This window comes from Bacillus sp. BHET2 (assembly GCF_005938125.1).
Classification (GTDB): domain Bacteria; phylum Bacillota; class Bacilli; order Bacillales; family Bacillaceae_B; genus Rossellomorea.
In genome coordinates this window covers 118,116-140,451 of the sequence record NZ_VCQN01000001.1, presented here as the reverse complement: position 1 = coordinate 140,451, position 22,336 = coordinate 118,116, and the positions used below count along the sequence as shown (strand labels likewise).

Below are 22,336 nucleotides of genomic sequence, written 5' to 3'. Positions count from 1 at the left end.
GCCTCTTACAATTTATTGATGAACCAAGTAGAGCCAATGAAATAGAGAGCCGAAAATTTTACCGAAAACAATGGCCATAATTAAGATGACAATTTGACCATCGATCCCAATTCGCTTTGCCAGAATGGGGAATACATTCAATACTTCTGTTAAGGCAGCAGCCAATAGTCCTATAAATGTGCCACTTGCCAAACCAAGAGGGATAAGGACCAATGGAGAAAAATGAAGCGTGTATTCATTTAAACTTATAAACCCCCCGACTAGTGCTCCACTTATGACAGCAAGTTCATAGTAATGAATCATTTTCATCGTTTTCGTCAGTTGCGTTAATCGAGGGATAATTCCCAATACTGTTAAAAAGGCCACAAAGCCAGAGCCTACTGCCAGTCCACCAGCAAAACCAATAAATACGGTGATCACTACATTAATGGTCATCTAGATTTTTCTGACTTTCTTTATTTTCATGCATAATCACGTATTGATCTAAATCCTGCTGGTAATTAAACATTTCAACCTCAAGAGGGCTCGGCTCTTCATTGAGTCTTTTTCGGAAAACATGATTAAAAAATAGGATCATTCCAAAGCCTAAACCAAATGAATAGGGAACCTGGAATAATAATGGATGAGGATCCACCCCTCCAGTCACAAAATGATACAGTTTTTGATGAACTTCTCTCATACTTACATCTTCATGAAAATTCATGATCGCCAGGGCCGCACCTACGAATAATAATAGCCAAACGCCAATGAATAATGGGAGAGAGACTTTCTTTTTCTCATAAATCACTTCGATAATAGACTGTGCAGGCCCGATCGTTTGAATATCCAAATCCGGATAATCATTGTGTATTTCCCTTATTACCTTCATCACATCGACCACAATAATATTCTTATCAGATGGCGTCACTTGGTGGATCTGAATTTGCCTGAGGTCTTCTACACGATCTTCAGGTGCTATCAGTTGAGCAAGCTGCCCGAGATTGACCATACTCCCTTCCCTTACCTGCACTCGATGACGTAAGCGAATATATAATATCCCTTCCATGTAGTTCACTTCCTGACAACATGATTTTCCCTTCGTACCAATAGTATGGATTAACGGAAATTAATTATGTAATGGTCACCTTGATGGTCCGGTTCCATAAAGAGGCAAGTATGACGGATGATTGCCTCTTTATGGACTGAGTAAACTAGAAATGGAAACAATTTCAAAATTGGCCACTAAAAAAATAACCTTACCGGTTCAGAAAATGAACCGGTAAGGTTATTTTGCCTAAGAATCTGTATGCATTTGATCTTTCATCGTTTGTAATATTTTCTTCTCGAGCCTCGATACCTGGACTTGCGATATTCCGAGCCGGTCCGCTACCTCCGACTGGGTTTGATCTTTGTAATACCTTAAATACACGATCAGACGTTCTCTATCATCAAGTTCACGTATCGCTTCTTTTAACGCGATCTTGTCAAACCATTTATTATCACTATTATCAGCAATCTGATCCAATAGGGTAATAGGGTCTCCGTCATTTTCATAAACGGTTTCATGAATGGACGAAGGAGCACGACTTGCTTCCTGAGCCATGATCACTTCTTCTACCGAATACTCGAGATGATCGGCGAGCTCACTTACTGTCGGCACCCTTCCAAATTTCTTGGAGAGTTCATCCTTCGCTTTTCGTATCTTGTTCCCCATTTCCTTCAAAGAACGACTGACTTTTACTGTTCCGTCATCCCGGATGAAGCGCTGAATCTCTCCGATTATCATCGGAACTGCGTATGTCGAGAACTTGACGTCGTAGCTTAAATCAAACTTATCCACTGATTTCAGCAACCCGATACTGCCTATCTGAAAGAGATCATCAGGCTCATACCCCCGGTTGAGGAAGCGTTGAACCACGGACCAAACCAAGCGCATGTTCTTTTGGACAATCAGGTCCCTCGCACTTTGGTCACCAGCCTGGCTCTGCTTTATAAGCTCCTTCACCTCATGATCCTTTAAGAAGGTCTGTTCCTTTTCATTTTTCACTTCGACATCCATGGGCACGACTCCTTAATTGCATAGCGCTTTACTATTAGTCAAGTGCTTCTTCAACCTTACCGTAGTGCCTGTACCTGGGTGTGATGACACTTCGATCTCATCCATGAAATTTTCCATAATGGTAAAGCCCATTCCAGAACGTTCGAGTTCAGGTTTGGATGTGTAAAGTGGTTGGCGTGCTTCTTCTACATCTCCAATCCCGATTCCTTCATCGCGAATGGTCATATCAATAAATCCATCTTCTTCCATGATGACTGAGATATAAACTGTGCCATTAGGTTTATTCTCATAGCCATGTATGATCGCATTGGTTACAGCTTCAGATACGACGGTTTTGATCTCAGTCAACTCATCCATCGTCGGATCCAACTGGGCAATAAATGAAGCAACGGTGACCCGGGCAAAGGATTCATTTTGGCTTAAAGAACTAAATTGGATATTCATCTCATTTCTCAAGTTAGGCGACCCCCAATCTTTGTAATGCATTTTCTTCAGACGGTTCAAGACGGATAATCTTAAACAACCCAGACATTTCAAATAATCGGTTTACAGAAGGGGAAATCGCACACACTACCATTTCTCCATGCTTTTGTTTAATCTGCTTGTATCGACCTAAAATGACACCTAAACCTGAACTATCCATAAAGCTTAATTCTTCTAAATTCAAAATGATATGCTTTACATTCTCACTTTCAATCAGATTTGAAGCTTTTTCCCTCAATTCATCAGCAGTATGATGATCCAACTCACCACTTAAACGGACACACAATACATCTTTTTTGACTTCTAAGTTAATAGCAAGACTCACTATCAGAAAGCCTCCTTCTCTGTCGTATAGTGAGTCATTTCGCTATTCTTTTAGTGAAATCCTTCTCCATGACAAAACTAGAAGGAATTCGTCATAATTAGAGGTTATTTTCATGAAAGAATTCTTACCTCGTTACTTTCCTACCTTCGTGAAAAGCCCAAAGGATTTTTTGTATAGTTCCCACCAACTTGCATCGTTTACATCTTTCTTAGCAACAAGGGTGCTTTTTACTACTGTTTTCCCTTTGTTCATCACAACTAAGGTCCCAACTTGGTCCCCTTTTTTGATAGGAGCTTTCAGGTCTTTCTTGAGTGTGATCTTTTGTTCCACTTCATCTAATTTTTCCCCTTTTTGTGTTAGAAGAGAAATGGGTTCATCAGTTACCGCATTCACTTTATTTTCCTTCCCTTTCGAAACCTTCACCTGTGCTAGTGATTCACCTTTTTTGAATAATGGTTTAGTCGAATACTGATTGAAGGCATAATCAAGCATTTTACTTACCTCATTATTTCTCTCCTTCGGCGTTGGTGCACCGAACACAACTGCGATTACTCTCATGTTGTCTTTTTTCGCTGTGGCTGTTAAGCAATATTTCGCTTCATTGGTGAAACCTGTTTTCAAGCCGTCCACCCCTTCATAGAAGCGAACCAATTTATTTGTATTTACCAACCAGAATTTTTTATCGGATCCTTCTCTCAAGTATGATTCATAGCTGCCTGTGAATTTTGTGATCCCTTCATATTTAAGAAGTTCCTTGGCCATCATGGACATATCATGTGCCGAACTGTAATGATCTTTGGACGGTAAGCCTGTAGGATTTTTGAAATGAGAATCCTTTAACCCCAGTTCTTTTGCCTTTTTGTTCATTTTTTCAACAAAGGCTTCTTCACTTCCTGCAATATGCTCTGCCATCGCTACAGATGCATCATTGGCAGATCCGATCGCAATCCCTTTCAGCATTTCTTCTACCGACATGCTCTCACCGGGCTCAAGGAAGATTTGTGACCCACCCATGGAAGCCGCATATTCACTTGCGCGAACCTTGTCTTGCCATTTAATTTGACCCTTTTCGAGGGCTTCCATGATCAACATCATGGTCATAATTTTTGTCATGGACGCTGGTGCCAGCTTTTCATGACTATTCTTCTCATATAGTACCGTTCCAGTATCACGTTCAATTAAAATAGCCGATTTCGCTACTTCAGCTAATTCTGACTTCTTCTCTTGAGCCAATCCCATAGAAGGAGATAGAAAAGCCATTAATACAAATGTCACCACTATATACGCTAAACGTTTCATCCAACTGTCCTCCAATCAAATCTCGTTATTACAATCCTCATAGACCCAGTTTTTCCAACTGCATCATTTTTATACAAACATTGGTAAAATTCCAAACCTGCTCGTGGTCTCTTATGGAGTCATGCAAATAGTGCGGAAATTTGTTATCTCACTGTAGGGTAAATCTATATTGGCCCGTTCGTCCGCCGGAAAGCGTAGCTGTTCCCCTCACCATCTATCGCACACACTATTAGACAGAGCCTTTGCAGCTCCTTTGTTAGAAAACAACAATCTTTGCGAAAAGAGCCTTTCGAAATTAGCTTTTTATTAGACTCAAACTCTATAGATTTGGAAACGAAAGGATTAACACATCATCTATTTGCTCTCTTTCAAGGTAAGAAAATGCCTCTGTTCGATTGATTGCGTCATTCTGAGCAAGAATACCTTCTTTTGTAACATCACTCTGACTCAAACCTCTTCTATCCCATTCCCAACAAAAAAAGCCCTTGCCTAAGAGAATAAATCCTCTTGGCAAGGGCTTCGATTGATCGAAAATCAACCTGTGATTTCGGTATGAATCAACGTCGGTGCTTTTACATGTGCAGATGTTACTTTAATGCTTTCATATAGTTTTTCTTTAACATTGTCAATGTTTTCATCGTTACTGTAGATTGTTGCTAGTGAATCCCCTACTTTAACAGAATCACCAATTTTCTTTCGCAATTCAAGACCGACTGCTAAATCGATAACAGAATCTTTTGTCGCACGGCCTGCGCCTAACCACATTGCTGCAGTTCCTACTGCATCAGCAACGATTTCAGAAACATATCCGTCTTCTTTCGCTTCAAGCTCAATTTTATACTGTGCTTGTGGAAGCTTAGCCGGATCGTCCACTACTGACGCATCTCCACCCTGTGACTCTAAGAATACTTTGAAGTTTTCAAGAGCCGATCCATCTTCAATCGCTTTCTGTAAGAGCTCTCTAGCTTCCTGTAAAGTTGATGCCTTTTCAGCCAGGTAGACCATATGACTTCCCAGTGTTAAGCATAACTCTGTTAAGTCTTCAGGACCCTCTCCTTTTAACGTATCAATCGCTTCTTTCACTTCAAGGGCATTTCCGATGGCAAATCCGAGGGGCTGGCTCATATCGGATATGACCGCCATCGTCTTTCTACCAACATTATTCCCGATGTTCACCATTGCTTTTGCAAGTGCTTTTGAATCGTCTAATGTCTTCATGAAGGCACCTGCACCAGTTTTCACGTCTAGCACAATTGCATCTGCACCGGCTGCGATTTTCTTACTCATGATGGAACTTGCGATCAAAGGAATGCTATTGACCGTTGCTGTCACGTCACGTAAGGAATATAGCTTTTTATCTGCTGGTGTTAAATTACCACTTTGTCCGATAACAGCTAATTTGTTCTTGTTCACCAAACGGATGAACTCATCGTTCTCAATCTCCACATGGAAGCCTTCTACGGATTCAAGTTTATCGATGGTTCCTCCAGTGTGTCCAAGACCTCTTCCACTCATCTTAGCTACAGGTACACCTACCGAGGCAACCAGTGGTCCTAAAACAAGTGTTGTTGTATCACCAACACCGCCTGTAGAGTGTTTATCTACCTTAATTCCTTCAATGGCAGATAAATCGATTTGATCTCCTGATTCTACCATTGCCATTGTAAGGTCTGCTCTTTCTCTATCGCTCATGTCTTTGAAGAAAATTGCCATTGTAAGGGCACTTACCTGATAATCAGGGATATTTCCTTCTGTATACCCTTCAACGATGAAGTTGATTTCTTCAGTAGTCAGTTCTTTTCCTTCACGCTTTTTCTCTATTAAGTCAACCATTCTCATGGTATTCACCCACTTTTCTAGTATTAATCACCGTCTTTTAGACGCTGTTTGTTCATAAGTACTGAATCTATATAGATTTTACGATTTCTTTCACATAGGCTAAAAAGTTGGCACGTACCATTTCAGTTGTTTCCATCACTTCATCATGTGAAAGGGGCTGATCTAGAATTCCAGCTGCCATATTTGAAATGCATGAAATTCCCAATACTTTAATTCCGGCATGACGAGCCACAATTACTTCAGGTACAGTGGACATTCCGACTGCGTCCCCACCAAGTGTACGAGCAAGTCTAACCTCAGCAGGTGTTTCGTATGTAGGTCCTGTATTTCCCACGTAAACACCTTCTTGCACGTCAATAGAAAGAGTAGCGGCAATTTCTTTCGCCTTTTGACGAAGTTCTCTACAATACGCCTCTGACATGTCAGGGAATCTTGCTCCTAAACGGGAGTCATTAGCCCCGATAAGTGGATTCCCGCCCATATTGTTGATGTGATCTGTAATCAGCATCAAGTCACCTGCATTGAATTCCTCATTTACTCCACCAGCCGCGTTCGTTACGATCAGCACTTCAACACCCAATTCCTTCATGACACGTACAGGAAAGGTAACTTTATCGAAGCCATAACCTTCATAATAGTGAAAACGACCTTGCATAGCCACAACTTCTTGACCTGCTAACTGACCAAAGACCAGCTGCCCGGCATGACCAGCGACGGTAGATACGGGGAAATCAGGGATTTCTTTATAAGGGATCTTCACTGAGTTCTGGATTTCATCCGCCAGCACTCCTAATCCCGATCCCAGGATGAGGCCGATTTTCGGTTCACCTGTATATTGATTTTTCAAATGACTTGCTGCATTTTGTATTTTTTCGTAATTCATATTCCTGGCTCCTTTTTCTTTTTATTCAAGTAGGAAGAGGAGGGAATGACCGATACTAAAAGGTCCTCTCTCCTCACTTCTCTCCGAGTATCCTGTTCTTACTTCAAATGTGTTAAAAAGCTTTGACCAAATTTCGGCATGGTTACATTAAAGTTATCTGCCACTGTTGCCCCGATATCAGCGAACGTTTTAGAGATAGGCAGCTCTTGTCCTGTTTCAAATCGTTTTGAATAAACAAGAAGAGGAACATATTCTCTCGTATGATCTGTTCCTGGAGCAGTCGGATCGTTACCGTGATCGGCTGTAATGATAAGAAGATCGTCTTCTGTCATTTTCTCGAATACTTCAGGTAGCCGTGCATCAAACTCTTCCAAGGCTTTTCCATACCCTTCAGGATCGCGGCGATGACCATATAAGGCATCAAAGTCTACAAGATTTAAGAAGCTTAATCCCGTGAATGACTGGTCGAAGGTTTTAATGAGATTGTCCATCCCATCCATATTATGCTTCGTCCGAATAGAATTAGTAACTCCTTCGCCATTATAAATATCTGAAATCTTACCAAGAGCAATGACGTCATAACCTGAATCTTTCATTTCATTCATGACCGTACGGTTGAACGGTTTCAATGCATAATCATGACGATTCGACGTACGCTTAAACTCACCCGGTTGCCCAACGAATGGACGGGCAATCACACGGCCTACTAGAAATTCTTCATCTTTGGTGATTTCACGAGCAATTTCACAAATCTTATATTGTTCCTCAATTGGAATGATGTCCTCATGAGCTGCGATTTGAAGGACCGGATCAGCAGAAGTATAGACAATAAGAGCTCCCGTTTCCATATGCTCTTTCCCTAATTCTTCAATGATCTCCGTTCCACTTGCAGGCTTGTTCCCGATGATGGTTCTTCCTGTCTCGGCTTCAAGCTTCTGGATCAATTTTTCTGGGAAACCATCAGGATAGGTTTTAAACGGTGTATCAATATGAAGGCCCATTATTTCCCAATGCCCTGTCATTGTGTCTTTCCCAACAGAAGCCTCCTGCATTTTCGTGTAGAAAGCAAGCGGCTGATCGGACTTTTCGATCCCTTTAACTTCCTTAATATTCGATAAGCCCAGCTTCCCGATATTCGGCATATTCAGTCCATTCATATGTTCGGCGATGTGACCGAGAGTATCAGATCCTTTATCATTAAATAGTTCTGCATCAGGCGCTTCGCCTATGCCCACAGAATCCATTACGATCAAGTGAACTCGTTTGTATGTATAGTTACTCATTCAAGTAAACCTCCTATATAGTAAGCTTTCTAAAAAAAGCGGTTACATTTTCTTACCTTCAACCGTATCTTACCCTTTTCTGTTTGGATACAATCGACAGAATTTAACGTCAGAAGTCTGACATCTATATTTTACTTTTCCCCATCAAAAAAAACAAGAGAGATCCCTTAAAGAATTGATTTTCTTTAAAGGCTCTCTTGTTATGCTCTGGGATGAAATTGTGAATAGACATCCTTTAAGCGGGTTTTTGACACATGTGTATAGATTTGGGTGGTGGAAATGTCAGCATGACCAAGCATCTCCTGGACTGCTCTTAGATCCGCCCCATTTTCCAACAAATGGGTTGCGAATGAATGACGGAGCGTGTGCGGCGTTAAATCTTTCTCGATATTGGCTTTCTTGGCAAGTATTTTTAAATTCTTCCAGAAACCTTGTCTTGTGAGACCTTTTCCGTGGTGATTTAGAAATAAGTGGTCATCACGATGCTTCTTGCTTCTTAATTTCAATCGTGTATCATCTAAATATTCCTTCAATATTTTCATGGCAGTCTGTCCGATGGGAATAATTCTCTCTTTGTTGCCTTTTCCGATGCACCTGACAAAGCCCATGGTCAAATGTACGTCTTCTAATTTAAGCTGAATGAGTTCACTGACCCGAATTCCCGTCGCATAAAGGAGCTCGAGCATCGCCTTGTCCCTCATACCCAGCGGTGTCGATTCCTCAGGTGCTTCGAGTAGTGCTTCCACTTCAGCAATGCTTAATATCTTAGGAAGTGTCCTCTCCGTTTTCGGTGTTTCAATATGCACAGTCGGATCTTGGTCCGTCGCCTTTTCCCTTAAGAGGAATTGATGAAAGGAACGGATTGATGCCACGTGCCTAGCTACGGTCTTTGAAGATTTCCCCTGGCTCTTTAAATGGCCGAGAAACTGGACGATATTCACCCTCGAAACGCCGTTCAGTTCCGATACTTCCTCCACCTTCGTTAAGTATAGTGAATAATTCTTTAAGTCCCGCTGATACGATTCAATCGTGTTCTTAGCAAGTCCTTTTTCTACTATTAAAAAGTGCATGAAATCTTGAATATGGTCTTCCACGCTGCATTACTCCCCGTTCATATAAAAAAATAATAACCGATCATACCAATGGCTATTTTCCTCTGTCACAGAAGAATATACCTTCACTGCTGCTCCCTCAGGTTCATCATATCTGTGGTACCCTTCGTATTCCTCACTTATCCACATAATACCATAGTAAAATAAAATCGTGGATCCAGTAAATAAAATGAACACTTTAATGGTTTGCCAAACCATTTGAACTCCTTTTACCATTTTGTCATCCCCCATATTCGTCACGTCTATAATACAAGCTATGACGTTTTTAAACGGTTTTATACCTTATGGAGTCAAAACGATTAAAATTTCTGTCCAAATATGAAAAAGCCTTAAAGAGTATGTATGGGATGTTTCCAAAGAGAAACAACAACAGGAGTCTTTAAGGCCTTTTGACAACAGCTTATTCTTCTGAATCTTCTTCTTTATCCTGGCATCTTGAACATATGCCATGAAAGGTAAGTCGGTGATCTTTTATTTTAAATTTCCAATCTCGCTCAACAATGGTTTCTACGTCTTCAAGGAGATCTTCTTGAATTTCATCAACCGCTCCACATTCGATGCAAACCAAATGATGATGAAAGTGGGCTGCTCCTTCTTGTCTGAGATCATAGCGCGATACACCATCGCCAAAGTTAATTTTATCCACAATTTTCAGTTCAGATAGCAATTCCAACGTACGATATACGGTGGCCAGTCCAATTTCCGGAGATTTTTCCTTAACGAGGAGGTATACATCTTCGGCGCTCAAGTGATCTTCTTCGTGTTCTAATAACACGCGTACGGTTGCTTCGCGCTGCGGCGTAAGCTTGTAGCTAGCAGAATGAAGTTGTTTTTTGATTCGTTCAATACGGCTTTCCATAGTCCCTTCCTCCCTCGTCAATGTCTTTACTATTATATCAAAAAGGGAAGAATAAGCAAAATAAAATAATTATAATCAAATAAATAAAATGATTCTTAAATAAGAATCATTTTATTTTAATTTCGAAATAACCATTTCCATTAAATTAGGAGATAGATATGCTTCAACGCTTGCCGCGATGGTCACTATTCCGATGGCTACCACAAAGAAAATGACGTACCGGGATAAGAACGGAATCATTTGAAATTGCATGGACGACGTTTGCCTCATAAAAATCTTCCGAATCAACGTAAGGGAGAAGCTGGCACTGACCACTCCTATGAAAATAAATGCAGGTATGATAATAATATTTTGTGGTAGCACACTAACAAACGATAATAAAAATCCGCTCCATCCCATTTGATTCACAAGAAAGCCTACTGAAAATCCAACTACCACACCCTTCATAAATAATAGGACGAAGATGAGAGGGAGTCCAATAATTGAGATACCCAAAAGCCAGATTAATCCAAGATACTTTACATTATGAAGAAAGCTCTGCCTGAACAACTCTTCAGCCGATGTCATACTGCCATCTTCCATCTCGCTAAAAAACTTACTTAAATAGAAATAGAGATCTTCCTTCTGGGCGAACGACAATGAATTCACAACAATCGCACCAAAAATGATGCCCATTAAAAACAGTGTAATGATAAATAAATAGATTGAGGAATGTGCTTGTACATGTTGGACGAGTGGGTTTGAATTAGATAATTTTTTGCGCATCACAGTGCTCCTCCTAGATATCGATTACTAATCTATATGTAGGGAAGGACATGTTTATTCTATTCTATTGAACTTCTATATGGATAAACGTATAATCATAGAAACCTTGTCGCAAACTAGGAGGGAATTGTCATGAGCAAATCAAGTTTAATCGAGTTTCCCGATCGAATCGAAACGTCCAGACTGTACATTAGACCTTGTATGCCAGGGGACGGTCCTGACGTTTATACCGCAATCTCTGAGTCTAGAAACGATTTAAAACCGTGGCTGCCCTTCGCACGCAAAGAAATTACCCTTGAAGATGTAGAGTCCGGGATCCGGGAATCCTATGCAACATTCATCAGGAGGACCGATATCCGTCTCCATATCTACCTAAAACAATCCGATGAATTTGTTGGATCGACCGGGTTTCATCGCATCGATTGGGATGTCCCTAAAGTAGAAATTGGTTACTGGCTGCACACAAAGCACACAAAAAAAGGTTATATTGTTGAAGCAGTCGAGGCTTTAACAAACTTTGCATTCAATCATCTCTCCTGTCAACGCATCGAAATTCGCTGCGATGAGAGAAATACTTCGTCAAGAAAGGTCCCTGAAAAACTGGGGTTTGTGCAAGAAGGCATCAGCCGGCATGATCACCTTGATGAGAATGGGGTAGACCCCCGGAATACATGTATTTATTCCATGATTCCCGGGGATTTAGAAGGACATAGACCATTATAAGAGGCTGTATAGAAAGTGGCCATCCTTTTGGGGTGGTCTCTTGTTTCGAGGGATGATAGTTGGTATAAATATAGCTAGTTTATCTTGTGAATGCATGAACAAACTTTCCTTAGAAGCCGATAAGTTTGAAAATCCGGTTTTTCTTCATACATTTGAGTTAAAACAGTTAAACTTAATGAATGTTTAAGTGAAACTGTACTGGTTCGTACTTGCTGGAATACAGAGAGTAGACCCGATTGCGTCATTCTGAGAATTATTGCGTCAAAATCGGTCGTGATTGCGTCACTTTTTAATTTTATGCGTCAAAACCAACCGTTATTGCGTCACTTTTTCTGTTTATGCGTCTTCTATCATACCCATCCAAATAGCTGGACTCCATCTCAACCGGAGTCCAGCTTTGCTTGACCAAGAACTTCTCATTCCGAACGTTTCTTCTCTCTTATACCACTACTACTTTGTAAGCTGTTGTAGTTGCAGATATTGTACAGCATATGCGGTTTTGGCATCGTAGATCCGCTTTTCATTCATAAGCTGCTTTGCTTCCTCTACTGTCACTTCAATTAACTCGACAAATTCATCCTCATCCGCTTCTTTTGATTCCTCGATTGGATAAATATCATGAGCGACATACAAGTGAACGAGTTCATCGGCAAATCCGGGTGACGTGTAAAACGAAATCAGGTGCTCGAGATTCTCACATCCATAACCCGTTTCTTCCTCCAATTCACGTAGGGCGGTTTTATCTGGCTCTTCCCCCGGCTCAAGCTTCCCTGCTGGGATCTCGATAATAGATTTTTCCAGTGCTTTTCGATACTGCTCCACCATCACTAATTTCCCTTCCGGTGTCAGCGCAATTACGGCCACAGCCCCAGGATGCTTAACTAGTTCCCGTTTGGAAGTCTTCCCGTTGGGGAGCTCTACTTCATCCACTTGAAGATCTATGATTTTCCCTTGATAGATTGTTTCCGTTGTGATTGTCTTTTCTTCAAATTTTTTCATCCGTTCAACTCTCCTTGTTCTGTCATTGATCGATTTCTCATACATTTTACCATATCTGATTCGAGGATCGAGGTGAAACCCCTTGAAGGTGATTACTGAACAAAACCGGATCATCCTTGTAGGAAAAGCATGGGAAATCAAGGCAAAGCTTAAGGAATATAATCAATCCTTCGTCACGGTAAAGGAATGGATTGAATCGACCCGCTAGAAAAACCGTTTCCTTTGTTTATTCATCCCAACTTTCGTTAATATAATAGAGAGTGCGAATGTCGAAAGGACGGATACAATGGAAAAAAGACAAATAGGAAACTCGGATTTACTTGTATCAAAAATGGGCCTCGGATGTATGTCTCTTGGAACTGAAGAAAAGGGTGCCAAAGAAATTGTGCAACATGCTTTAGAAAATGGGATCAATTATCTTGATACTGCTGATTTATACGACTTTGGCCAGAATGAAGAAATTGTCGGCAACGCCATCCGTGATGTCCGGAACGATATCATATTGGCAACAAAGGTAGGGAACCGCTGGAATGACGTAGAGGATGGCTGGCACTGGGATCCTTCAAAATCCTATATCAAGTCTGCTGTAAAGGATAGCTTATCTCGCCTGAAAGTGGACTATATCGACCTATATCAGCTTCATGGTGGTACGATTGAAGATCATTTTGACGAAACAATCGAAGCATTTGAGGAATTAAAGAAGGAAGGCTTGATACGCCACTACGGTATTTCTTCCATCAGACCAAATGTTATTAAGCAATTTCTGAGTAAAGCCACTATTGAGAGTGTGATGATGCAGTACAGCTTACTTGACCGCCGTCCGGAAGAGTGGATGGAATTACTAGATGAGAACAATGTGAGTATCGTGGCACGGGGGCCTTTGGCAAAAGGGCTTCTCTCTGAAAAAATGCTTTCCAAAGCTTCTGCGAAAATGAAAGAGAATGGATATCTTGACTATTCCTATTCAGAACTTCAGGAAACGATCAAGTCCATTCATAACAAAATGGGAGACAAACGCCAGATGAATGAGCTTGCCCTTCAGTTTATTCTGTCCCACGAATCGGTCGCTGCAGTGATTCCTGGAGCAAGTTCTGTTCAACAGCTCCAGGAGAATATCGACGCTGTGAATGCAGGCCCTTTATCCCCTCAGGAGATAGATATGCTTAAACAATTAACCAAATTATCACGGTATGAGCAACATAGGGATTAAGTGAGTAAAAAAATAAGCGAGCCAGGGTTTTAGTTCCCTTCTCGCTTATTTTTATACCAATTCAACGCCTTTTGTTCCATATTCTTCACAAATTGATCCTTGCCTTGAATATAGCTTTCCATATCCTGTGGGAATCTCTTTGCAAGCCTTGATTTGAGTTCACTATATTGTTGAGCTTCCCCGTCGTGTTCTCTTAAATAATCACGGAAGGCTAAGTGCCTGATTACGTGATCGATTCCATAAGGAAAAATATGAAGGTGTACGGCTCTGGCATTTCCTTCTCCCTTATAGAAAAAACGGCGGTTCGGAATGCCATTTTCCCCTTTCCCTACATACTCTCGTTGACCGAACTCATCAGACTGTTTATCAATGCTTGTAAGGATGGGGACTTCTACCATTATATCGATTATCGGTTTAGCGACTAAGCCTGTTACAGAGGTTGAACCGATATGATGGATGGTTGCGTCTGGCAGAAGCATTGTGAGATCACACTTTTCCGTTTCGAATTTCTCTTTCCAGTCAGCTTGATAAGGTACTACTTTTACATCCCTCATTAATCCTTGTAATTCTTCCAATTCATATTGCTTTCGTCCAGTAATTCTTCAAAGCTCTTGTTTTTCTCCCGTTGCTTTTTCTCTTCTATTTTTTTAAGCCGCTCTTCTTCTTTTTTAACTGACTCTACTTTTTCAAGTTCTTTCTTCTTTTGCTTCAATTGTTCAAAGAGATCATGGTTAACTGAATTTTTCAATGTTAATTCTGCTTCTTGTTTCTTTTTCTTGGACATGTGATGATTCCCCCTATCATTCATAGTTATAAATCTTTTTTTGGTATTAGTCAAAGGGGACTATGTACTTGTTTTGGATTTATCGACCGTTATAGGAATATATCAACCGTTCGTCGAATTTATCGACCGTTATGTAGATTTATCGACCGTCTTTTCATTTTATCAACCGTACTTTCAAGATATCGACCATCATGGTAAATCCGACAATTTTCGCGGCACTTCTATTCCCCTTCCCAGCTGCTTACCCCCAGTAACAAAAAGCCGGTTAGAAAGAGACCTCCCCCTTCTAACCGGCTTTCTACATCAATATGCTTCCAGCTTAACGTCTTCTCCTACAATAAGGGTCGCATCCGTTGATGATTGGATATCCTCCACTGAGAATCCATTTGCTACTTCACGTAACAGTAAGCCTTCATCCGTGACATCCATCACGGCCCGATCCGTGATGATCCGGTGAACGACACCTTTTCCTGTCAGAGGTAAGGTGCATTCTTTCAGGATTTTACTCTCACCCGCTTTATTGACATGCTCCATGATGACTATGATGCGCTGAGCACCATGAACAAGGTCCATTGCACCGCCCATTCCCTTGATCATCTTCCCTGGAATCATCCAGTTGGCAAGGTCCCCGTTTTCAGCTACTTCCATCCCACCGAGGATTGCGATATTTATATGGCCACCGCGAATCATCCCGAAAGATTCTGAGCTATCAAAGTAAGAGGATCCTGGAATCGCCGTAACGGTCTCTTTCCCTGCATTGATGAGGTCAGCATCTACTTCATCTTCTACTGGATAAGGACCAATTCCAAGTAATCCATTTTCTGATTGAAGAACAACCTGTTTGTTTTCTGTCATATAGTTGGCTACCAGTGTAGGCATCCCGATTCCTAAGTTTACATAGAAACCATCTTCTATTTCCTTTTCCGCTCTTCTTGCAATTGTTTCACGCATTTTGGCACGATCCATCCCGTTCCACTCTCCCTTCTATGCTTGTTTCACTGTTCTTCTTTCAATGCGTTTTTCCTGATCTGCTCTAATCAGTCGTTGCACGTAGATGCTTGGGGTATGCACTTCATTCGGATTGATTTCCCCGATTTCAACAAGCTCTTCGACTTCGGCAATCGTCACTTTTCCTGCTGCCGCGATCATTGGGTTAAAGTTTTGAGCCGTTTTGTTATAAATCAGATTCCCCATCTTATCCGCCTTCCATGCCCGAACAAGGGAGAAGTCTGCCGTATACGCTTCTTCCAGCAAATATTCTTTCCCATTAAATGAACGTGTTTCCTTTCCTTCAGCTACTGGTGTGCCGACTCCTGCCGGCGTGTAGAATGCAGGAATCCCTGCTCCCCCCGCACGGATTTTCTCTGCAAGCGTACCTTGAGGAACCAACTCCACTTCAAGCTCTCCCGATAGAACCTGTCTCTCAAATTCTTTGTTTTCCCCGACATAGGAGCCGATCATTTTATCAATCTGCTTATTTTTCAATAATAAACCTAATCCCCAGTCGTCTACACCGCAGTTATTTGAAATAACCGTTAGATTTTTTATACCTTTTTCTACAAGGGCCAGGATGAGTTTTTCGGGGATTCCACAAAGACCGAATCCTCCGACCATTAATGTGGCGCCATCATGAATGTCTGCCACTGCTTCGTCATATGAAGTGTATACTTCTTTCATTGTATTCCCTCCTCGAATCTGGATCTTCCCGGTTTCTTATTTATGAAGTTCAACGACTGTTGCTACACCCTGACCTCCACCGATGCAAAGGGTAGCCAGTCCGTTTTGTACGCCTCTTTTCTTCATTTCATGAATCAGTGTCACGAGTATTCGCGTTCCACTAGCTCCGATTGGGTGACCTAATGCAATCGCTCCCCCATTCACGTTCAGAGCATCCTTCTTGAATTGTAGTTCCTTATCGACCGCTAATGATTGGGCGGCAAATGCTTCATTCGCTTCAATCAGATGCATATCTTCGATTGTCAGCTTTGTTTTTTCCAATACTTTTTTAACGGCGGCAACTGGACCGATTCCCATAACACTTGGGTCCACACCTGCATTGGCGTTACCTTTTATCGTCACTAGAGGAGTAATGCCCAGTTCGTCTGCTTTCTTCTTGGACATGACGACCACTGCAGCAGCCCCATCATTGATGCCAGATGCATTTCCGGCTGTTACAGTCCCGTCTTTTTTGAAAGCTGCCCGAAGACCAGATAACTTCTCTGCTGTTGATCCTTTACGAGGGAATTCATCCTGGTTGAATACGACAGGGTCTCCTTTTCGCTGAGGGATATGAACCGGAACGATTTCATCTTTAAATCGGCCTTCTTCTATCGCCGCGCTTGCCTTTTGCTGGCTCCAGGCAGAAAATTCGTCCTGCTCTTCACGGGTAAGTGAGTAACGGTCACAAAGATTTTCTGCAGTCACACCCATATGGTAATCATTAAAAGCACACCATAGGCCGTCGGTAATCATGCTATCGACCACTTTTTGGTCTCCCATTTTATATCCTTCTCTTGCTCCTTTTAATAAATAGGGAGCCTGACTCATATTTTCCATTCCACCTGCAACGATGATATCCGCATCCCCAGAAAGGATTGCCTGCGTTGCCAGATGGACCGTTTTTAATCCTGATCCACACACTTTGTTAATGGTCATGGCCGGTACTTGCTCTGGCAGTCCCGCCTTGATGGCTGCCTGACGGGCGGGATTTTGACCTAGCCCTGCCTGCAACACATTCCCCATGATCACTTCATCTACATCACTTGCATTTATACCAGCCTTTTCGAGGGCATCTTTAATGACAATCGCTCCAAGTTCCGGAGCTGAAATACCTTTTAACGATCCGTTAAAGCTTCCGATGGCTGTTCGTACGGCACTTACAATGACGACTTCGTTCGACATCTTACTTCCTCCCTTTCTCTTCTGACTGATTAGTCTGCATGTTCCTTTTCGTTAAAAACAGTTCCACTTTAACTCATTCTATGTAAGCGGTTAAATTCCTCTAAATTCGTCAAAAAATTTTTATATTGATTTATATGTCGAAATTTTCTTAAAATGAAGGGGGGAGGGAAATTATGAATTTACCTAAAAATGCAACGATTATCGAAGTTGGTCCAAGAGACGGATTACAAAATGAAAAGAACTTTGTTCCTACGGATGTAAAAAAGGAATTTATTTTCCGGCTGAAACAATCAGGTATCAGGGAAATGGAGCTGACATCGTTCGTTTCTCCGAAATGGGTGCCGCAAATGCAGGATGCAAGTGACATCGTCAACTCCTGTATGACCACTGATTCACGGGATATCGTTCTAGCTCCCAATAAAAGAGGGATTGAACGTGTGTATGAAACAGACTGCCGATCTGTGGCTGTATTTGTCGGCGTGAGTAATACCTTTAATCAGAAAAACATTAATAAGACAACGGCAGAAGCTATTGAAGGACTTGCCCCTCTTATACTTGAGTTAAAAGAGCAAGGCTATTTCGTAAGAGCTTGTATCTCTACCGCCTTTCACTGTCCGTATGAAGGGAAAATCGCTCAGGAGGATGCACTTTCTCTTTGCCGGGAATTTGTTTCATTGGGCGTTGACGAATTAAGCGTCGCAGATACGATCGGCCGTGCGAATCCGGTAGAAGCTTATGGCCTCTTCTCTTTACTGAAACAGGAATTGCCAAACACTTTACTTACGGCCCATTTCCACGACACACGGAAGATGGCACTTTCCAATATCCTTGCTGCTTTGCAGGCGGGGGTTGACCGCTTTGACACAAGTGCAGGCGGTCTCGGTGGCTGCCCGTTTGCCCCTGGTGCGACAGGGAATGTAGCGACCGAGGATGTAGTATACATGATGGAAGAAATGGGGATCTCTACTGGAATTGATTTAGAGAAGCTTGCCTACGCCATCGAGCTCGTTAAGCCTCATGTCAGCCGCCCGATCGAAAGCGGTTACTACCGCCTGTACGAGTTGAATCAATCGTGAATATCAACACTCTCCTTCGAACATTCTAAAATAGTTAAAACGTGAAGGAGAGGTGTCACTTGAGTCACAAAGGGAAACCGAACACAGATACGGTTTCAAACACCATGGTGAAAGAGGAAATGGATAAATCCATCCACCCCGCTAAAGATCAAAACGCCAAATCGTAAGTTCTTTATCTTAAAAAAAGTGTCTCTATTGAGGCACTTTTTCTATGCGGTTCCGCTCAAAAATTCCTCTTTTTTCCTCCATTTGCTACAATAAACGTAAGAATAATTATGTTTGAGGTGATGACGTTGAGAAGAAAACTTGCCTTCCTTGGCGGTACCCTTTCGTCCATAGGTCTGCTTGGGGTGTATATTACACATCGGTTTATGTATTTACCAAAAAAAGGAGATGACTTTATTCGTTCACGGGAAGCAGAATCGACCCGACTTATAGAAAAAGATTTTGATGCGCTTCCTAAAGTCGAGGCCCTTATTCCTTCTCCATACGGATATGATATTAAAACGATTTTTGTTAAGCCGTACCCCCATCAAAAATTCATGGTCTTTTCCCACGGGGTGACGGAAAATAAATGGAATTCGATTAAGTATATGAATCTTTTCATCAAACAGGGATTTAATGCCGTGATTTATGACCACAGGCGTCACGGCGAATCCGGTGGAAAGACGACAAGCTACGGATATTTTGAAAAAAATGATTTAAAGGCTGTGGTGGATGAGTTGATTCGGCGCGAAGGAGAGGACGTTTTCTTCGGGATCCACGGCGAATCCATGGGAGCGGCGACTATGCTTTTATATGCCGGGGGTGTGGAAGATCGGGCAGATTTTTATATTGCTGATTGTCCTTTCTCTGATTTTGGCGAACAGCTCGCTTACAGAATGGGGATTGAAGTGAAGATGCCCGCAAGATTGCTCCTCCCCCTCGTTAGCGGCACATTAAAGCTGCGGCAAGGGTACACGTTAAAGGATTTGTCCCCCATTTCGGTTGTTCAAAACATCCAAAAACCCGTTTTATTTATTCATAGTACAAATGATGACTTTATCCTACCTCAGATGACAAAGGATTTGTTTGATAAAAAGCAGGGCCCGAAAGAACTGTTTCTCGATTTCCAGGGTACACATGCTCAATCATATAATGACAATCCTGAACAATACGAACAGGTGATTCAACGGTTTCTCCATCAATTTGTACTAAACGAAAAGGATGATGTCTCTTGATTCCAACTGATTTCAAATCAAAAATCCAAACCATGTATGGCGCTTCAGGGACAGAATGGATCTCGAGCGTGGAAGAACTCATGGAGTCGTTAAAGGATCGATTCAAATTAACCTTTGGTAAGCCTTTTTCATTAAGCTACAATTTTGTAATTCCTGTCCATCTTGCTCTAGAGCAAGATGCCGTTTTGAAAATCGGATATCCTAACAACGATTTTTCCAATGAGTTTCATGCCCTTCAGGATTTCCAGGGAAAGGGCATGGTGGAAGTCATTGATTTTAATAAAGAAGAGGGCTGGATCCTTTTAGATCGTTTGACACCTGGGGATTCCCTTCATTTTTTAGACGAGGAAGAAGAAGTGCTGAAGATTTTTTCCCAGGTTGCTCGCCGTTTGTGGCATAAACCCGCTTCCGCCCATCCCTATCCTACCGTCCACTCATGGTCAAACGGGATCGGGCGTTTAAGGAAACGATTCAATGGGGGAACGGGGCCACTCCCTGAAGAACTAGTCGTAAAAGCTGAACGACTCTATCTTGAGTTACTGAATACGTCTACCGATCTCTTTCTTCTACACGGGGATTTGCATCACGGAAATATCCTTTTCTCGGAATCCTCCGGCTGGACGGTCATTGACCCCAAAGGACTAATCGGGGAAAGAGAGTATGACTGTATTCAGTTTATGTTGAATGAATGGAAGAAATGGGACGTGCCATTAGACCTTCTTCGATACAGGACACGGACACTGACTTCCCTTCTTTCCCTGTCTTATGAACGTTTGATTCGTTACGGGCTCTGTCATTCGGTCCTATCTGCCTCCTGGTCTGTTGAAGATGGTGAGGACGGGTGGAAAACGGGAATTTCATTGGCTCGTATGTTTGATGAACTATTGAGGGAATAATGGGTACCCTCTTCCTCCTCTATACAAAAAATGGAATTATGTGCTAGAATTTCATTATTACATATGGAATGAAAAGGGAGAGGATGTCATGAAAGAGATTGCACTTGCCTTTGGGAATATTTTCGGCGGAATTGCCTTAATCGCCATGCTCGCTTCTCTATGGGGTAAATTTGAGATTTTCTTTATTAATAAATTAACCGCATTCCGCCAACAGCTCTTCTTCCTTTCTCTTACCCTTTTCATCGAAACCCTGTTTAATACATCCATCTACTTCTTTTACCACTTGGCATTCCTGGATGCACTGTTTATTTCAAGTACCTTCTTCCTGTTTGTGAGCTGGGTCATCCCTTATCACTCCCATTTTAATATGAATACCGATATTTTGTTCTTAAAGAAATTCGGGCTTTCTTCCCCGATTAAGATTTTCACGCCTTCCTACTCCCCTTTCTTTGTTGGAACGCTTCTTTTTTCTGCTGGGGGATTGCTTGTTACGTTTTGTTGGTATTATTTGTTTTAAAAAAACAAAAGCCCTGGGTAGCGACCCAAGGCTTTCATCATTATTCTCCCGGAAACAACAGAAAGTTCATTCGTCCATTAATGATCTGACCGGGGCTTTTCAATTGAAATGTGTTACTTTGGGAAGAAAAATCAATTTTCAGCTCTTCATCCAGGAAAACCATCTTTGATTTTTCTACCAGGATCGGATAGCTGTTTGTTTCTATCATTATATCTTCACCTTCAACAGGGTGATTGATAAACCATAAGGTAGGGATGCCGCTTACAACACAGCCACAGCCTTCTGTATCATATTTTAATTTCAGGTGACCTTGTTTGTTTTCTATTTTATCTTGGATCTTTTGGGTTGCTTCGTTTGTTAGTTCGATATTCATTCTTCACCCTCCTTTATTCCCTATCGTATCACATTTCCTCTATTTCCTTTTGAATATTGCTTTTTTGTCCTTTTCACTTTACTATCGATAGTGGGGAATTCTTTTGTATTTTCTAGAAAGGGTGGTTTTTCATGACAAAAGCGCAAATTAAAGTGAATGATAATGGGTCTTTTCGTGTAAGCGGTGACGTTGAACTAATCGATGCAGATGGAAATGTATTTCCAACTAAGCAAGTATTTACTCTTTGCCGCTGTGGTTTATCCACAAACATGCCGTTTTGTGACGCATCTCATAAAGGAAAATTTGATTCATGTGTGCGTGCAGAAAAGGTATTAGACGAAGAGTAACTAAAAAGAGAGGCTTCCCTCAAGTAATATTAAAGTGAAGTCTCTCCTTTTTATTGGATTAATCAAAAAAGCGAATGTCCACAACGCTTGCAAGTGGAAAATAGTGTACGTCTTCAAACTTGTCTACGACATGCAGCTTCCCCTCCAGTGAGTCGACATGATGAATCGTTCCAATCAATAATTGATGACGATGTTTTACATAGTGAGTAATTGACACCACCTTACCGAACTCCATAGCCTCAGCAACGACTTCATTCATCCTATCGAATTCCTGTTCATCAAGCTCTATCCTCTTTTCATGCGTATCTTCCTTCGCCCAATCTCTTAACAGTTTCACATGCTCTGGCAGCATCATAGATGTCCATTTGATTCTTCCTCGATCACGGATCAACTCTCTCACCTCC

The 22,336-nt window shown here is 41.7% G+C and carries 30 protein-coding genes; 8 read left to right on the top strand and 22 right to left on the bottom strand.

Annotated features, from left to right (window positions below; all coding sequences use genetic code 11):
- Positions 1-12 precede the first annotated feature (12 nt).
- The 14 genes from FGG79_RS00675 to spoIIM form a co-directional block, all read right to left on the bottom strand.
- Entirely contained in the window at positions 13-435 is a 423-nt protein-coding gene (locus FGG79_RS00675) for a stage V sporulation protein AB (RefSeq protein ID WP_138775645.1), read from the bottom strand.
- Positions 425-1,045, bottom strand: a complete 621-nt coding sequence (locus tag FGG79_RS00670; protein WP_138775643.1) for a stage V sporulation protein AA — start codon at positions 1,043-1,045, stop codon at positions 425-427. The genes FGG79_RS00675 and FGG79_RS00670 overlap by 11 nt, the downstream gene beginning before the upstream one ends.
- 228 nt (positions 1,046-1,273) lie before the next feature.
- Positions 1,274-2,038, bottom strand: a complete 765-nt coding sequence (gene sigF, locus FGG79_RS00665) for an RNA polymerase sporulation sigma factor SigF (RefSeq protein WP_138775641.1) — start codon at positions 2,036-2,038, stop codon at positions 1,274-1,276.
- A gap of 12 nt (positions 2,039-2,050) precedes the next feature.
- On the bottom strand, positions 2,051-2,494 hold the full coding sequence (gene spoIIAB / locus FGG79_RS00660) for an anti-sigma F factor (protein ID WP_138775639.1): 444 nt from the start codon (positions 2,492-2,494) through the stop codon (positions 2,051-2,053).
- Position 2,495: 1 nt separating this feature from the next.
- Positions 2,496-2,846, bottom strand: a complete 351-nt coding sequence (gene spoIIAA, locus FGG79_RS00655) for an anti-sigma F factor antagonist (protein WP_044340116.1) — start codon at positions 2,844-2,846, stop codon at positions 2,496-2,498.
- Positions 2,847-2,978: 132 nt separating this feature from the next.
- Entirely contained in the window at positions 2,979-4,145 is a 1,167-nt protein-coding gene (locus FGG79_RS00650) for a D-alanyl-D-alanine carboxypeptidase family protein (protein WP_138775637.1), read from the bottom strand.
- A gap of 319 nt (positions 4,146-4,464) precedes the next feature.
- Positions 4,465-4,596, bottom strand: a complete 132-nt coding sequence (locus tag FGG79_RS22230) for a hypothetical protein (protein ID WP_276607942.1) — start codon at positions 4,594-4,596, stop codon at positions 4,465-4,467.
- 83 nt (positions 4,597-4,679) lie between these two features.
- Complete coding sequence (locus tag FGG79_RS00645) at positions 4,680-5,984, bottom strand: pyrimidine-nucleoside phosphorylase (protein ID WP_138775635.1); 1,305 nt, start codon at positions 5,982-5,984, stop codon at positions 4,680-4,682.
- A 67-nt stretch (positions 5,985-6,051) separates the two neighbouring features.
- Positions 6,052-6,867, bottom strand: coding sequence for a purine-nucleoside phosphorylase (locus FGG79_RS00640; RefSeq protein ID WP_138775633.1), 816 nt, complete (start codon positions 6,865-6,867; stop codon positions 6,052-6,054).
- 98 nt (positions 6,868-6,965) lie between these two features.
- Entirely contained in the window at positions 6,966-8,150 is a 1,185-nt protein-coding gene (gene deoB / locus FGG79_RS00635; RefSeq protein WP_138775631.1) for a phosphopentomutase, read from the bottom strand.
- Between the two features lie 200 nt (positions 8,151-8,350).
- The gene (gene xerD / locus FGG79_RS00630) at positions 8,351-9,244 is read right to left on the bottom strand and encodes a site-specific tyrosine recombinase XerD (RefSeq protein ID WP_138775629.1); all 894 of its coding nucleotides are present in this window, start codon (positions 9,242-9,244) and stop codon (positions 8,351-8,353) included.
- Between the two features lie 6 nt (positions 9,245-9,250).
- On the bottom strand, positions 9,251-9,478 hold the full coding sequence (locus FGG79_RS00625; protein ID WP_138775627.1) for a YqzK family protein: 228 nt from the start codon (positions 9,476-9,478) through the stop codon (positions 9,251-9,253).
- A gap of 184 nt (positions 9,479-9,662) precedes the next feature.
- On the bottom strand, positions 9,663-10,121 hold the full coding sequence (gene fur, locus FGG79_RS00620) for a ferric iron uptake transcriptional regulator (RefSeq protein ID WP_138775626.1): 459 nt from the start codon (positions 10,119-10,121) through the stop codon (positions 9,663-9,665).
- Positions 10,122-10,232: 111 nt separating this feature from the next.
- Positions 10,233-10,886, bottom strand: a complete 654-nt coding sequence (gene spoIIM, locus FGG79_RS00615) for a stage II sporulation protein M (RefSeq protein WP_138775624.1) — start codon at positions 10,884-10,886, stop codon at positions 10,233-10,235.
- A 132-nt stretch (positions 10,887-11,018) separates the two neighbouring features.
- Between spoIIM and FGG79_RS00610 the strand changes: the two genes are divergently transcribed.
- Positions 11,019-11,609, top strand: coding sequence for a GNAT family N-acetyltransferase (locus FGG79_RS00610; RefSeq protein WP_138775621.1), 591 nt, complete (start codon positions 11,019-11,021; stop codon positions 11,607-11,609).
- 450 nt (positions 11,610-12,059) lie between these two features.
- Here the strand turns inward: FGG79_RS00610 and FGG79_RS00605 are convergent, their stop codons facing one another.
- On the bottom strand, positions 12,060-12,608 hold the full coding sequence (locus FGG79_RS00605; protein ID WP_138775619.1) for an NUDIX hydrolase: 549 nt from the start codon (positions 12,606-12,608) through the stop codon (positions 12,060-12,062).
- 82 nt (positions 12,609-12,690) lie between these two features.
- Between FGG79_RS00605 and mciZ the strand changes: the two genes are divergently transcribed.
- Complete coding sequence (gene mciZ, locus FGG79_RS00600) at positions 12,691-12,816, top strand: Z-ring formation inhibitor MciZ (RefSeq protein WP_138775617.1); 126 nt, start codon at positions 12,691-12,693, stop codon at positions 12,814-12,816.
- Positions 12,817-12,894: 78 nt separating this feature from the next.
- A complete protein-coding gene (locus tag FGG79_RS00595; protein ID WP_138775615.1) occupies positions 12,895-13,818 on the top strand; it encodes an aldo/keto reductase in 924 nt (307 codons plus the stop codon).
- 29 nt (positions 13,819-13,847) lie between these two features.
- Here FGG79_RS00595 and FGG79_RS00590 read toward each other — a convergent pair whose 3' ends face one another.
- The 5 genes from FGG79_RS00590 to FGG79_RS00570 form a co-directional block, all read right to left on the bottom strand.
- Positions 13,848-14,393 (bottom strand): GrpB family protein, encoded by a 546-nt coding sequence (locus FGG79_RS00590; protein WP_240794169.1) that lies wholly within the window; start codon positions 14,391-14,393, stop codon positions 13,848-13,850.
- Positions 14,372-14,602, bottom strand: a complete 231-nt coding sequence (locus tag FGG79_RS00585; RefSeq protein ID WP_138775613.1) for a YqkE family protein — start codon at positions 14,600-14,602, stop codon at positions 14,372-14,374. The genes FGG79_RS00590 and FGG79_RS00585 overlap by 22 nt, the downstream gene beginning before the upstream one ends.
- Positions 14,603-14,905: 303 nt before the next feature.
- Positions 14,906-15,553: a CoA transferase subunit B gene (locus FGG79_RS00580; RefSeq protein ID WP_481747261.1), complete on the bottom strand. Its 648-nt coding sequence runs from the start codon at positions 15,551-15,553 to the stop codon at positions 14,906-14,908.
- Positions 15,554-15,586: 33 nt separating this feature from the next.
- Positions 15,587-16,279, bottom strand: a complete 693-nt coding sequence (locus FGG79_RS00575) for a CoA transferase subunit A (protein WP_138775609.1) — start codon at positions 16,277-16,279, stop codon at positions 15,587-15,589.
- A 36-nt stretch (positions 16,280-16,315) separates the two neighbouring features.
- A complete protein-coding gene (locus FGG79_RS00570) occupies positions 16,316-17,503 on the bottom strand; it encodes an acetyl-CoA C-acetyltransferase (RefSeq protein WP_138775607.1) in 1,188 nt (395 codons plus the stop codon).
- Positions 17,504-17,676: 173 nt separating this feature from the next.
- On the opposite strand from FGG79_RS00570, the gene FGG79_RS00565 reads away from it, so the two are divergent.
- The 4 genes from FGG79_RS00565 to FGG79_RS00550 all read left to right on the top strand — a co-directional run bounded on the left by FGG79_RS00565 (position 17,677) and on the right by FGG79_RS00550 (position 21,212).
- Positions 17,677-18,579: a hydroxymethylglutaryl-CoA lyase gene (locus tag FGG79_RS00565; RefSeq protein ID WP_138775605.1), complete on the top strand. Its 903-nt coding sequence runs from the start codon at positions 17,677-17,679 to the stop codon at positions 18,577-18,579.
- Between the two features lie 287 nt (positions 18,580-18,866).
- Positions 18,867-19,799 carry an alpha/beta hydrolase gene (locus FGG79_RS00560; RefSeq protein WP_138777488.1) on the top strand — a complete coding sequence of 311 codons (933 nt, stop codon included), beginning with the start codon at positions 18,867-18,869 and terminating at the stop codon, positions 19,797-19,799.
- A 32-nt stretch (positions 19,800-19,831) separates the two neighbouring features.
- Entirely contained in the window at positions 19,832-20,695 is an 864-nt protein-coding gene (locus FGG79_RS00555; RefSeq protein WP_481747260.1) for an aminoglycoside phosphotransferase family protein, read from the top strand.
- 88 nt (positions 20,696-20,783) lie between these two features.
- Complete coding sequence (locus FGG79_RS00550; protein ID WP_138775601.1) at positions 20,784-21,212, top strand: hypothetical protein; 429 nt, start codon at positions 20,784-20,786, stop codon at positions 21,210-21,212.
- A 40-nt stretch (positions 21,213-21,252) separates the two neighbouring features.
- On the opposite strand, the gene FGG79_RS00545 is transcribed toward FGG79_RS00550, so the two are convergent.
- Complete coding sequence (locus FGG79_RS00545) at positions 21,253-21,585, bottom strand: iron-sulfur cluster biosynthesis family protein (RefSeq protein ID WP_138775599.1); 333 nt, start codon at positions 21,583-21,585, stop codon at positions 21,253-21,255.
- A gap of 131 nt (positions 21,586-21,716) precedes the next feature.
- Here FGG79_RS00545 and FGG79_RS00540 point away from each other — a divergent pair, with 131 nt between their 5' ends.
- Positions 21,717-21,932, top strand: a complete 216-nt coding sequence (locus tag FGG79_RS00540; RefSeq protein WP_138775597.1) for a CDGSH iron-sulfur domain-containing protein — start codon at positions 21,717-21,719, stop codon at positions 21,930-21,932.
- 58 nt (positions 21,933-21,990) lie between these two features.
- On the opposite strand, the gene FGG79_RS00535 is transcribed toward FGG79_RS00540, so the two are convergent.
- Positions 21,991-22,323 carry a YolD-like family protein gene (locus FGG79_RS00535; protein ID WP_138775595.1) on the bottom strand — a complete coding sequence of 111 codons (333 nt, stop codon included), beginning with the start codon at positions 22,321-22,323 and terminating at the stop codon, positions 21,991-21,993.
- Positions 22,324-22,336 lie beyond the last annotated feature (13 nt).